The following is a 12,640-nucleotide window of genomic DNA, read 5'->3' on the forward strand; positions in this document are numbered from 1 at the left end:
ACGCACTCACCGTCGTTGATGGGACGCCCCTGTGCCGTACCCGGTCCGGCCCCTAGGATCATGCAGCGAGGGGCCGATCCGGGGAGGTCTCGTGGCCGTTCCTGAGCTGACCGACGTCCATGCGGCGTGGTTGCCGCCGCAGGCGTTCCGGGCGGTCGGCGCGCACCGCACCCTGGTGCTCGGGGACGGACCCCTCGCGGAGACGGTGCGGCACGAGGTCGAGCGGGCCTGCGCCCGGTACGGCGGCGATGTGCGGCACCGGGCGTCGCCGTCGACCGGCGCCCGGCCGGCGGACCACGCCGACGCCGGCGGCGAGGCGTTCGACCTGGTCCTGGCGCTCGCCACGGCGGAGCCGTTGCCGGCCGCGGCAGCGGCGGTTCGGACCGAGCACCAGCGCGCGGGGGTACCCGGCGACGAGGGGACGTCCGGCCAGCGCGCGGATGCGCTCGGCGACGAGGGTTTCGTGCTGGCCCGCCGGGAGGGTGTCACGGTGGTGCTGGCCGACGAACCGGCCGGGTTGCTCTACGGCCTGTTCCACGTGGTCCGGCTGGGCGGGTCGGCGTTCACCGGCACCCGCCCGGTGGAGCGCCACCGGCCGGCGACCCGGCTGCGCATGCTCGACCACTGGGACAACGTCGACGTGCACCCGGTGATGGGACAGGTCGAGCGCGGGTACGCGGGCGGCTCGATCTTCTGGCGCGACGGCGGCCCGCGCGGTGACCTGGCCCGGGTACGGGCGTACGGGCGGCTGCTGGCCGCCTGCGGGATCAACGCGGTCGCGGTGAACAACGTGAACGTGCACGCCACCGAGGCGCACCTGCTGACCGACCGGCTCGGTGACGTCGCCGCGATCGCGGACGCGCTGCGCCCGTACGGGATCCGCGTGCACCTGTCGGTCAGCTTCGCCTCGCCCGTCGCCCTCGGCGGGCTGCCGACCGCCGATCCGCTCGACGGGGCCGTGCGGCGGTGGTGGGCGGACACGACCCGGCGGGTGTACGAGACCATCCCCGACTTCGGCGGGTACGTGGTGAAGGCCGACTCCGAGGGGCAGCCCGGCCCGTTCGGGTACGGGCGCAGCCACGCGGACGGCGCGAACCTGCTCGCCGAGGCGCTCGCGCCGTTCGGCGGGACCGTGCACTGGCGCGCGTTCGTCTACAACCACCGCCAGGACTGGCGCGACCGGTCGACCGACCGCGCCCGGGCGGCCCACGACCACTTCGCCCCGCTCGACGGGCAGTTCCTCGACACCGTGATCCTCCAGGTCAAACACGGTCCGATGGACTTCCAGGTACGCGAACCGGTGTCCCCGGTGATCGCGGCCATGTCGGCCACCCGCCTGGCGGTCGAGTTCCAGGTGACGCAGGAGTACACCGGCCAGCAGCGACACGTGTGCTACCTGGCTCCGATGTGGAGCGAGGTGCTGGGTTTCCGTCCCTGGGGCGTGGACGGCCCGAGCGTCGCCGACCTCGCCGACGCGCTGGTGGCGGTGTCCAACGTGGGCGACGACCCGTACTGGACCGGCCACCCGTTGGCGCAGGCCAACCTGTACGCCTTCGGCCGGCTCGCCTGGGCACCCCGGCTCGACCCGGTCGCCGTCCTCGACGAGTGGATCGACCTCACCTTCACACCGTCGGAGACGGCAGACCCCGATGTGCTGCGGCGGACGCTGCACGCCGTCATGGACGACTCCTGGCGGACGTACGAGCGGTACACCGCACCGCTGGGCGTCGGGTTCATGGTCCGCCCCGGGCACCACTACGGACCCGACGTGGACGGGTACGAGTACACCCCGTGGGGCACCTACCACTTCGCCGACCGTGCCGGCGTCGGCGTGGACCGTACCCGCGCGACCGGGACCGGGTTCACCGGCCAGTACCCGCGGCCGTGGTCGGACGTGTACGAGTCGCGCGACACCTGCCCGGACGAGCTGCTGCTGTTCTTCCACCACGTCCCGTACGGCCACGTGCTGCACAGCGGCGCGACGGTCATCCAGCACATCTACGACACCCACTTCGCCGGGGCGGCGCGGGTGGCCGAGGCACGGGAGCGCTGGAAGGATCTCGCCGGGCTGGTGGACGCGGACCTGCACGCCCGCGTCACCGAACGCCTCGACGAGCAGGTGCGCGGCGCCGAGGAGTGGCGCGACCAGATCAACGCCTACTTCTTCCGCAAGTCCGGGGTACCGGACGCGCACGGCCGCCGCATCTACTGACGCAGGATCATCACCCCGTACGGGTCGAGCCGGAGCGGCTGGCCGTTCTCGACCCGGGCGCCGGTCAGCAGGTCGACCCCGTCGACCCGGGCGGGCACCTCGACCGGCTCGGCGCGGTGGTTGAGCAGGAACAGCAGCCGGGTCCCGTCCGGGGTGACCCGGACGGCCGTCTCCAGGTCGGGCACGTCCGCGTACGGCCCGGCCAGGCCGTGCCGGTCGAGCACCTGCCGGACGACCCGGGAGACCCCCTGCTGGTCCAGCCCGGCCGCGACGTACCAGCCGTGGCCGGCGCCGAAGGCGTTGCGCGTGACGGCGGGCGTACCGGCGTAGAAGTCGTCCTGGTAGGTGCCGACGACCTCGGCGCCCTGCGGGATGACCAGTTCGAAGATCAGCCGGGCCGCGACCTCTTCACGACCCAGGCGGACCCGGTTGACGACCTCCGGGCCGCGGGCGTCCCACTCGTCGACGCGGACCCCCGTCAGCGGGCCGAGCGGGCCGGGCACGTCCATTTCGAACGCGTTGTCGTTGCCGTCGACCCGCCCCGACAGGAACGTGGTCACCACCGTTCCGCCGCGCCGCGCCACCTCCTCCAGCCGCCCGGCCAGGTCACCCTTGACCAGGTGCAGCACCGGCGCGACGACGACGTCGTACCGGGACAGGTCCGCCGTCACGGGTACGACATCGAGGTCGACGCCGGCGTCCCACAGCGCGCGGTGGTACGCCAGCACCACGTCGAGGTAGCGGACCAGCCGGGACGGGCCGTCGGAGATCTCCAGCGCCCACCAGCTGTCCCAGTCGAACAGCAGCGCCACCCGGGCCGGGGTCCGCGCACCCAGTACCGCTCCCCCGAGCCGGTCCAGCTCGGCTCCCAGCTCCGCCACCTCGCGGAACACCCGGGTGTCCGAGCGGCCGGCGTGGCCGATGACCGCGCCGTGGTACTTCTCGCAGGCACCGCGGGCGGCCCGCAGCTGGAAGAACAGGACGGCGTCGGCGCCGTGCGCCACCGCCTGCCAGCTCCACAGCCGCATCATCCCGGGGCGTTTGAGCGGGTTGACGTCCCGGCAGGCGGTGGTGCTCGGCGTCTGCTCCATCAGCCAGAACGGCTGGCCGTCGGCGAGCCCGCGCATCAGGTCGTGGGTCAGCGCCATCCGCGCCTGTGAGGTGTCGTCCGGCGGGTAGTTGTCCCACGAGACGAAGTCCAGATGGGGCATCCAGCGGTGGTAGTCGATCGGCCGGTACAGGCCCATGAAGTTCGTGGTGACCGGGGTGTCGGGGCTGGACTCCCGGATCGCCGCCTTCTCGTCGCGGAAGTTGGTGAGCATCGCGTCCGACATGAACCGCAGGTAGTCCAGGGTGATCCCCTGGAAGGCGGTGTGGTCCGGCCCGCGCCAGTGCTCGGTCAGCGCCGACGGCGGCTCGATCTCCTCCCAGTCGGTGAAGGTGTGCGACCAGAAGGTCGTGTACCAGGCCGCGTTGAGCGCCTCCAGGCTGCCGTACCGGGCGCGCAGCCAGTCGCGGAAGCCCGCGGCGCACCGGGAGCAGTAGCAGGCCCCGCCGTACTCGTTGCCGACGTGCCACGCGATGACGGCCGGGTTGTCGGCGTACCGCCGCGCGACCCGGCGGGCCAGCTCGGCCGACAGCCGGCGGTACACCGGCGAGCTGGGGCAGGAGTTGTGCCGCTGGCCGAACCGGTGCCGGCGCCCCTCGAAGTCGACCCGGGTCACCTCGGGGTACGCGCGGGCCAGCCACGCCGGGTGCGCGCCGGTACCGGTCGCCAGGCAGATGGCACGCCCCTCGGCGGTGGCCCGCCCGACGATCCGGTCCAGCGTCGAGAAGTCGTAGACGTCCGGGGCGGGCTGGGTCAGCGCCCAGGTGAAGACGCCGAGCGTGACGGTGTCGATCCGGGCCGCGTCGAACAGCCGGTAGTCCTGCTCCCAGACCGCCTGCGGCCACTGCTCCGGGTTGTAGTCCCCACCGAACGGCAGCTTCGAGGTACGGGGAAGCGTCACGCCGTGAACTCCGCACGGATCTTGTTGATCATCGGGCGGCTGGTCACCAGCAGCGCCAGGGTGAGCATCGAGCCCAGCAGCGCGAGCACCGCCTCGGAGGAGACCGCCGTGACGCCGGCCGCCGCGAGCAGCAGCAGCGCGCTGCCCAGCGGGACGCTCGGGGTGCGCACCAGGAAGTACGCGGCCAGGCGGGCGACGTCGCGGGTCCGGAACACGAACAGCGAGGTGATCACCAGGGCGTTGACACCCCACACCGTCACCGCCACGGCCACGACGACCAGCAGCGCCACCCACCAGGCCGGGACGCCGGCGTCATCGCGGTTGGCGAGACTCACCGCGATGACGGCCAGCCACGCGAGGCAGGGCACCCAGACCCGCAGCGCGCCCGCGAGGTTGGCCCGGTACCCGCGCCAGAACGCGACTCCGGGCGCGAGGTCGGTCAGGTCGCCGCGGTACCGGTGGAACGCGTACAGCGCGGCGGAGACGGCCGGGCCGACCGGGAGCGCGCACACCGCGACCAGCGGGACGTTGCTGGCGTCGCGGTCGAGCAGGACGAGCCCGATCAGCCCGGGCAGCGTGGTGAGCAGGAGCAGGAACTCCACGACCAGCACGGCGTAGATCAGCGCCGCGGCGCGCGACAGCGGCCCCGCGCCGAACTGTCCCCGCCGCTCCTCCACCGGCTCGCTCACGGCTGCTCATCGGTGCCGGTACCGGTGCCGGACGGCAGGCCGAGCAGTCGGTCGTCGTCCCACCACGGCGGGGTCTCGTCGACCACGGCGCTGATCTCGACCAGCGTCACCTCGTGGCGGCCCAGGGTGAGTTCGAGATCGACCCGCCCGGCGACGACCGGCAGGCTCCGGTGGCTGCGCACCGGCTCGGCCGCTTCGCGCAGCGCGTCGAGCTGCCCCGGTCGGGGCGACCGGGGCCGGCCCATCTCGCACCAGGCCGTCCAGGCGTTGCCCGCCTCCTCGTTCACCGCCGAGCGGAGCATGAAGGCCGAGGTCGCGCCGCCGGGTCCGATGGGTACCGACAGCGACACGGCGTGCCGGTCGACCGGCGGGCGCTGGCCGGTTTCGTCCACCGGCGCCCAGGCCAGCACGGTGACCCGCCCGTCGGCGTCCCGGGTGACCAGGTAGTCCGGCCCGCGGGCGAGGACGTCCTCCCCCATCCGCGCCATGAAGGCGTACAGGTGGTAGACGGGCTTCTTGATCTGGCGGTGGGTCAGCAGGCCGAAGCCGCCGTGGAACAGCGACGTGGGCACCCCCGTCTCCTCGAACATGTCGCTGAACGTCCAGTACGCGAACGAGTCGACGAGGTCGCCACCGGCGGCCACCACCGGGGCCAGGTAGGCGGCGTGGAACGCGGTGTCGTGGATCGGGTTGTCGGGCCGGTAGGAGGAGTTGAACTCGGTGATGTGCACCGGCAGGTCGGCCAGGTCGGTGCCGCGCAGGTGCTGCCGCGGCCTGCCGAACTGTTCCAGCAGTCCGGACGCCGGCACCAGGGTCTGGTACGTGCCGAACGGCACGTGCTGGGCGGGCCCGGACGTGTAGGCGTGCCGGCTGACGAAGTCGACCGGCACGGAGCGGGCGGTGACGAACTCGGCGAACGGCAGCCACCACTCGTCCGCGCCGGGCGACAACGCCGGGCCGCCGACCTGGAGTTCGGCGTCCACCTCCTTGACGGCGTGCGCGGTCACCTCGTACAGCCGGTGGTAGGCGTCCTGGTCGGCGTCCCGCCAGAACTCCTTGAGGTTGGGCTCGTTCCACACCTCGATCGGCCAGTGCCGCACCTGGTCGATGCCGTACCGGTCGACGAGGTGAGCGACCGTGGACCGCACCAGATCCGCCCACTCGGACCAGGACCGCGGCGGGGTGACGTTGCCGCCCCACCAGAACACGGTCTGGTCGCCGGAGGCGAGTTCCGCCGGCATGAAGCCCAGCTCCACGAACGGCGCGATGCCGAGGTCGAGGTAGGCGTCGACCACCTGGTCGACGTACGTGAACGCGTGCCGGACGTGCCGGGTGCCCCGGTAGGAGTACGGCCGGTGGATGCCGACCCCGTCGGAGAGCAGCCCGTGGCCGCGGATGTGCCGGAAGCCGATCTCCCGCTGGATCAGCGCCAGCGAGTCCTGATAGTCGCGTCGCAGGGCCAGCTCGAACCGGCCGGTGCCGACGCAGAAACGCCACGCGTCGGTCAGCCGGCCGGACGGATGATCGGGAACGACGATGCGCATCATCATGTCCTCTACCTGTCGGCCGGCCACACCCCCCGCCGGGGCGTGGCCGGACGCGGTCGACGGCTGGTCGGTCAGCCGTGGTTCTTCTTGTAGCGGTCGTACGCCTTGGCGACCAGGTCCATGTACTGCGTCATGTTCTTGCCCTTGAGCTCGGTGACGTAGGCGTCCCACTCGCTCAGCGGCCGCTGGCCGAGGACGAACTTCAGCGTCATCTGGGTGACGTAGTCCTTCAGCGGCGTCTCCCACAGTGTTGCCTGTTCACGCTCGGAATCCGTGAACGGGAACGGCGGTGCCACCGGAATGTTCTTCCGGCTGTTCATCTCCTTCTGGAACTCCATCTCCTCCGCGGAGAAGAAGGACTGGACCAGTTCCAGCCGGCCGCCGTAGGCGAACACGCCGTTGTAGAAGCCGAAGTCCTTCTGCAGGTGCTTGGTGCCCGCGGGGTTGAGCCCGAGGACGTTGACGTCGGGGGCCAGGGTGCGCTTGCCGGAGGCGTCCTTGGTGTACGTGGTCGATTCGACGCCCCACTTGGCGAACTCCTGGCCGGCGTCGGAGTAGTACAACCAGTCGACGAACTGCATCATGGCCACGAAGTTCTTGCTGTCGCGGGCCTTCTTCGAGATCATGACGCCGTTCTCGAGCCGGCTGGCGGGGTTGATCGGCCCCGCCAGCCCGATCGGCAGCGGGATCTTGGCGATCTTCGCGTTCGGGATGGTCTTCGCCAGGTCCGGCCGGTAGTCGTTGACGACGCTCTGCGCGTTGGCGCTGATCACGAACGACTTGCCGCTGGCGAGCTTCTGGCGCGCGGCGTCGTCGGTCTGGGTGAAGCCTTCCGGGTCGAACAGCCCCTCGGCCACCAGCTTGTGCAGGTACTCCAGCAGCTGCCGATACTGCACCGACGCGTAGGTGTAGACGAACTTCTTCGCCTTGTCGTCCCAGCTGACGTGCTGGAAGTTCCAGCCGGCGCCGGCCAGCCCGTAGGACGCGGCGAGGATGTTCAGCAGGTTGCCGCCCGGGTTGGGCTTGTTGAACCGTTCGGAGAACGGGTAGGTGTCCGGGTGCGCCGCCTTCATCGCCTTGAGCATCGTGTACACGTCGTCCCAGGTCCTCGGGGCCGTGAGGTTGAGCTGCTCGAGGATGTCGGTGCGGACCGCGAGGGAGTAGTCGTGCCAGGGCTTCTCGTGCAGCCCCGGCAGCAGGTAGAACTTGCCGTCCTCCTGCCGGAGCGTGTCGATCTCCGGCTGGAGCTTCCACTTGGAGATCTTGTCCTTGAAGTTCGGCATCAGGTCGAGGTAGTCGCTGACCGGAAGGATCGCGCCGGAGGAGACGAACGCGTTCTCGGACGGGTGGTAGGTCTTCGGGATGATGAGCGGGGCGTCGCCTGCTCCGATCAGGACGCTGCGCTTCTGCTCGTAGTCACTCAACGGCACGGCGACCGGCTGGAGCGTGACCTGGGTCCGTTTGGTCAGCTCGGACCAGAACAGCCAGTCGTTGCGGAGCGGATAGTTCGGGTGGTTGTTGTACAGGATCGAGAACGACAGCGGCGCGGTGGCCGTGAACTGGTCGCCGACGCCGTCCTTGTCCATGGCACCGGAACGGTTGCCGGACAGGTTCTGGTCTTTCTTCTCGTCTCCGCCGTCGCCGCAGCCGGCGAGGGAGACGGTGGCGGCCGCACCGGCGGCGAGGAGCACCTGGCGCCGGGATAACTGGACCATGGGGGCTTCCTTTCGGGTGGGGTGTCGTGAAAGCGCCTGGACCGGTGGGCGGAGCTATCCCTTGACCGCGCCGAGCATGACCCCGGAGACGAAGTACCGCTGGATGAAGGGGTAGACCGCCAGGATGGGCAGGACCGTGAGCACGATCGTCACGGACTGGATGGTGGCGGCGGACTGCACCACGTCGGCGCCGCTGTTGAGGCCACCGCCGGTGGAGGTGGCGTCGGTGGCGCCCGCGATGAGGTTGCGCAGGTAGACGGTGACCGGGAACAGCTCCTGCCGGTCCATGTAGAGGAAGGCGGCGAACCAGGAGTTCCAGAACGAGACGGCGTAGAACAGCACCATCGTGGCGACGATCGCCTTCGACAGCGGCAGCACGATCCGCAGCAGGATCCCGTAGGTGTTCAGCCCGTCGACGGCGGCGGCCTCCTCCAGTTCGACCGGCAGGCTCTCGAAGAACGCCTTCATCACCAGGAGGTTGAAGACGTTGATGGCGTTGGGCAGGGCGATGGCCCCGATGGTGTTCTTCAGCCCGAGGCTGGTGACCAGGACGTAGTTGGGGATCAGACCACCGGTGAAGAACATGGTGAAGACCGCGACGCCGACCAGGACGGTGCGGCCCTTGAGGTGCCGCTTGGACAGGACGTAGGCGTAGCAGGTGGTCAGCACGACCGAGACGGCGGTGGAGACCACCGTGTACACCACGGTGTTGCGGTAGTTCGTCCAGAACAGCGGGTCGGACATCACCAGTTTGTACGCGGTGAGGTTGAACCCGCGCGGGACAAGGTTGACCTTCCCCGCGACGATGGACGCGTTGTCGCTGAACGAGCGGGCGACGACGTTGACGAACGGGTACAGCGTCACGACCACGATGCCGGCCAGGATGACCGCGTTGACCACCCGGAAGACCCGGTAGCCCCGGCTGTCGCGGGGTCCCCGCGGCCGAGGGGCCCGCGGTGCGGACGGACCGGTCGGGTCGGCGATCGTCACCACAGGCTCGTCCCCACCGTGCGACGGGAGATGGCGTTGGCCGACAGCACCAGCGTCAGCCCGATCACGGACTCGAACAGGCCGATCGCCGCGGCGTAGCTGAGGTTGCCGGAGACGATGCCCACCCGGAACAGGTACGTGGAGATCACGTCGGCCGTCGGGTACGTCAACGGGTTGTACAGCAGCAGGATCTTCTCGAAGCCGACCGCCATGAAGGTGCCGAGGTTGAGGATCAGCAGCGTCACCATCGTCGGGCGGATGCCGGGCAGCGTGACGTGCCAGATCTGGCGCCACCGGTTGGCGCCGTCGATGCGGGCCGCCTCGTACAGGTTCTCGTCGACCGTCGTGAGCGCGGCCAGGTAGAGGATCGTGCCCCAGCCGACGGTCTGCCACACCTCGGACGAGACGTAGATCGTGCGGAACCAGTCCGACCGCTGCAGGAACTGGACCGGCTCCCCGCCGAGGGAGCGCAGCATCTGGTTGACCGCCCCGTCGGCCGACAGCAACTGCGCGATCATGCCGGCCACGATCACGATCGACAGGAAGTGCGGCAGGTACGACACGGACTGCACGAACCGTCTGAGGACGCGGGTGCGGACCTCGTTGAGCAGCAGCGCGAGCACGACCGGCAGCGGGAAGCAGAACAGCAGGGTCAGCGCGCCCAGGATCAGCGTGTTGGTGAACACGTGCCAGAACGTCGGGTCGGCCAGGAACAGCCGCACGTACCGCAGGCCCACCCAGTACTCGCCGAACACGCTGCCGCCGGGCCGGAACCGCCGGAAGGCGATCACGTTGCCGATCATCGGCAGGTACCTGAAGATCGCGAAGAACAGCAGCGGCAGGATCGCCAGCGAGTAGAGCTGCCAGTCCCGGCGCAGCGCCTGACGCCAGGGGCGTCGGTACGGGCGGGATCGGCCGGTGGTGCCCGGCTCCGCCCGCGGGACGCGCTGCGCGTCAGTCGGGGGGTACGACGTCGTCGGTGCGCTCATCCTGGACCCTCCCCCGGCACCTGACGTCCCATCGCTCTCCTCGGCCCCGGTGCGGGCGTCGCACGTCCCGGCCAGCCGGTGGCGCCGCGGCGACCAGTCACCGAAAATTTCCGAAACAACGGCGGTATATCTGGCCGAAATTTAGGCTCTTCATCGATGTGTGTCAAGGGTCACTGAGCCTCGGCACACGGTGGCAAAACTCCACAGTGTCCATACGACGCAGCGGGCGGGCGTGAATCTCGCGCGCCGGGAAGTAGCATCTATCGATAGTCGTCGTGCTAGAGTCACGCCGAAACTTCCGGTCACCCTGTGCGAGATTTCGATGACACGTTCCCGTCCGGTCGCCGGATCCGGCCCCGTGACGATCGCGACCATCGCCGACGAGGTCGGGGTGTCCGTGACGACGGTCTCCAAGGTCCTCAACGGACGGTCGGACGTCGCGCCCGAGACCAGGGCGCGCGTCGAGGCCAGCCTCGAACGGCACCGGTACCGGCGCCGCCCGAAGCGGCAACCGACCGACACCGCGCACCTCGACCTGGTATTCCACGAGTTCGACTCGGCATGGGCAATGGAGATCATCCGTAGCGTCGAAGCCGTAACGGCCGCCGCGAAGGTCGGCGTGGTGCTGTCCCAGCTGAACGGCGAACACCGTCCCCCGTCGCCGTGGCTGGACGGCGTGCTCGCCCGCCGCCCCCTCGGCGTGCTGCTCGTCCTGTGCAACCTGACGCAGCCCCAGCGGCAGCGGCTCCGGCGCCAGCGCATCCCGTTCGTCGTCATCGACACCGACAGCGCCACGTCCGCATCGGTGCCCACCGTGGGCTCGAACAACTGGAACGGCGGCCTGCTCGCCGCCCGTCATCTCCTGGAGCTGGGCCACCGCCGGATCGCCATCATCTCCGGCCCCGAGGACGTCCTGTGCAGCCGGGCCCGGCTCGCCGGCTTCCGGTTCGCCCACGACGAGGTCGGGCTCACGGTCGCCGCCGACCTGATCCGGTACGGCAACTTCTACGTCGACGCCGGGTACGCGCACGGGATGGAGCTGCTGACCCGCGCCGACCGCCCCACGGCGATCTTCGCCGGGTCGGACATGCAGGCCATGGGCGTCCTGCGCGCGGCACGGCAGCTCGGCCTGGACGTACCCGCGGACCTGTCGGTGATCGGCTACGACAACCTGCCGGTGGCCGCCTGGACCAGCCCCGCCCTCACCACGGTCGACCAGCCGCTGCGCGACATGGCCGACACCGCCACCCGGATGCTGCTCGACCTGGCCCGGGGCGTCGAGCCACCGACGAGCCGGATCGATCTGGTCACCGAACTGATCGTGCGGGAGAGCACCGGGCCTCCCGCGTACCGCCACCGCCCCTGAGCATCCGAGCCCTGAGAGGATCCCGTGGCCCTGTTCGACCTGCCGCTCGACCAGTTGGAGCGGTACGCCCCCGCGGTGCGCGAACCCGCCGACTTCGACGCGTTCTGGCGCGCGACCCTGGACGAGGCCGCCACCGCGCCGGTGATCGTCGACATCCGACCCGTGCCGACCGGACTGCGCCTGGTCGAATCCTGGGACGTCACGTTCGCCGGCTTCGGCGGCGACCCGGTCCGGGCCTGGTACACCCGCCCCGCAGACGTGGACGCCCCGCTGCCCGCCGTCGTGGAGTACCTCGGCTACGGGCGCGGCCGGGGCCTCCCGCACGAGCGGCTGACCTGGTCCGTGGCCGGCTACGCGCACCTGCTCATGGACAGCCGGGGGCAGGGCGGTCAGTACGGCACCGGCGGCGACACCCCCGACCCGCACGGCGCCGCCCTCGGCGGCCCGGGACCGGTCACCCGGGGCATCCTGGCGCCACGGGACTACTACTACCGCCGGCTCGTCACCGACGCCGTCCGCGCGATCGAGGCGGTCCGCTCCCTGCCGGGCGTCGACCCCGCGCGGGTCGCCGCCGCCGGCAACAGCCAGGGCGGCGGGCTCGCCCTCGCGGTGGCGGGGCTGGTGCCGGATCTGGCCGCGCTGCTCACCACGGCGCCGTTCCTCTGCCACATCCAGCGCGCCATCGAGATCACCGACGTCGCGCCGTACGGCGAGATCGTGACCTACCTGGCCGTCCACCGGGAGGCGGAGGACGCGGCGCGCCACACACTGTCCTACGTGGACGGCGTGGCCTTCGCCCGCCGGGCGACCGCGCCCGCGCACTTCGGGGTCGGCCTGCGTGACATCGTCTGCCCGCCGAGCACCGTGTACGCCGCCTACAACCAGTACGGCGCCGCCACCGGCCGGCCGACGCCGGACCGGACCATCCACGCCTACCCGTTCAACAACCACGAAGGCGGAGAAGCCGTCCACATCCGGCGGCAACTGCGGTGGCTGAGCGACCGGATGGGGATGGCGGCGACCGCATCGACCTCCGGCCAGCTGTCGTCGACCTGACAGCCGGGCGGCACGGCCTCGGCGGGAACGCGCCGAGGCGATCGACCGCACAACGGACCCAAGAGCG

At 70.8% G+C, this 12,640-nt stretch carries 9 protein-coding genes; 3 read left to right on the forward strand and 6 right to left on the reverse strand.

The annotated features are described in order from the left end of the window. Positions 1–91: 91 nt before the first annotated feature. On the forward strand, positions 92–2,212 hold the full coding sequence (locus tag ACNTMW_RS02065; protein WP_426631567.1) for an alpha-glucuronidase: 2,121 nt from the start codon (positions 92–94) through the stop codon (positions 2,210–2,212). Here ACNTMW_RS02065 and ACNTMW_RS02070 read toward each other — a convergent pair. The 6 genes from ACNTMW_RS02070 to ACNTMW_RS02095 all read right to left on the reverse strand — a co-directional run bounded on the left by ACNTMW_RS02070 (position 2,206) and on the right by ACNTMW_RS02095 (position 10,151). Further along, the gene (locus tag ACNTMW_RS02070; protein ID WP_426631568.1) at positions 2,206–4,221 is read right to left on the reverse strand and encodes a beta-galactosidase; all 2,016 of its coding nucleotides are present in this window, start codon (positions 4,219–4,221) and stop codon (positions 2,206–2,208) included. The genes ACNTMW_RS02065 and ACNTMW_RS02070 overlap by 7 nt on opposite strands. Further along, on the reverse strand, positions 4,218–4,910 hold the full coding sequence (locus ACNTMW_RS02075) for a hypothetical protein (protein ID WP_426631569.1): 693 nt from the start codon (positions 4,908–4,910) through the stop codon (positions 4,218–4,220). The genes ACNTMW_RS02070 and ACNTMW_RS02075 overlap by 4 nt, the downstream gene beginning before the upstream one ends. Continuing rightward, a complete protein-coding gene (locus ACNTMW_RS02080; RefSeq protein ID WP_426631570.1) occupies positions 4,907–6,460 on the reverse strand; it encodes a GH39 family glycosyl hydrolase in 1,554 nt (517 codons plus the stop codon). Before ACNTMW_RS02080 ends, ACNTMW_RS02075 begins: the two co-directional genes overlap by 4 nt. A 68-nt stretch (positions 6,461–6,528) precedes the next feature. Further along, positions 6,529–8,172, reverse strand: a complete 1,644-nt coding sequence (locus ACNTMW_RS02085) for an ABC transporter substrate-binding protein (protein ID WP_426631571.1) — start codon at positions 8,170–8,172, stop codon at positions 6,529–6,531. A gap of 54 nt (positions 8,173–8,226) precedes the next feature. Continuing rightward, on the reverse strand, positions 8,227–9,162 hold the full coding sequence (locus tag ACNTMW_RS02090) for a carbohydrate ABC transporter permease (RefSeq protein ID WP_426631572.1): 936 nt from the start codon (positions 9,160–9,162) through the stop codon (positions 8,227–8,229). Next, positions 9,159–10,151 (reverse strand): ABC transporter permease, encoded by a 993-nt coding sequence (locus ACNTMW_RS02095; RefSeq protein WP_426631573.1) that lies wholly within the window; start codon positions 10,149–10,151, stop codon positions 9,159–9,161. The genes ACNTMW_RS02090 and ACNTMW_RS02095 overlap by 4 nt, the downstream gene beginning before the upstream one ends. A 358-nt stretch (positions 10,152–10,509) precedes the next feature. Here ACNTMW_RS02095 and ACNTMW_RS02100 point away from each other — a divergent pair, with 358 nt between their 5' ends. Both ACNTMW_RS02100 and ACNTMW_RS02105 read left to right on the forward strand, forming a co-directional pair. Next, positions 10,510–11,517: a LacI family DNA-binding transcriptional regulator gene (locus ACNTMW_RS02100; protein WP_426631574.1), complete on the forward strand. Its 1,008-nt coding sequence runs from the start codon at positions 10,510–10,512 to the stop codon at positions 11,515–11,517. A gap of 24 nt (positions 11,518–11,541) precedes the next feature. Next, positions 11,542–12,573 (forward strand): acetylxylan esterase, encoded by a 1,032-nt coding sequence (locus tag ACNTMW_RS02105; protein WP_426631575.1) that lies wholly within the window; start codon positions 11,542–11,544, stop codon positions 12,571–12,573. The last annotated feature ends 67 nt before the right edge of the window (positions 12,574–12,640 follow it).

Source organism: Planosporangium spinosum (genome assembly GCF_049999945.1).
Lineage (GTDB): Bacteria > Actinomycetota > Actinomycetes > Mycobacteriales > Micromonosporaceae > Planosporangium > Planosporangium spinosum.

Coding starts and splice junctions, on each gene's coding strand:
- ACNTMW_RS02095 (WP_426631573.1), bottom strand. CDS start 10,151: ATGAGCGCACCGACGACGTCGTACCCCCCGACTGACGCGCAGCGCGTC.
- ACNTMW_RS02080 (WP_426631570.1), bottom strand. CDS start 6,460: ATGATGATGCGCATCGTCGTTCCCGATCATCCGTCCGGCCGGCTGACC.
- ACNTMW_RS02085 (WP_426631571.1), bottom strand. CDS start 8,172: ATGGTCCAGTTATCCCGGCGCCAGGTGCTCCTCGCCGCCGGTGCGGCC.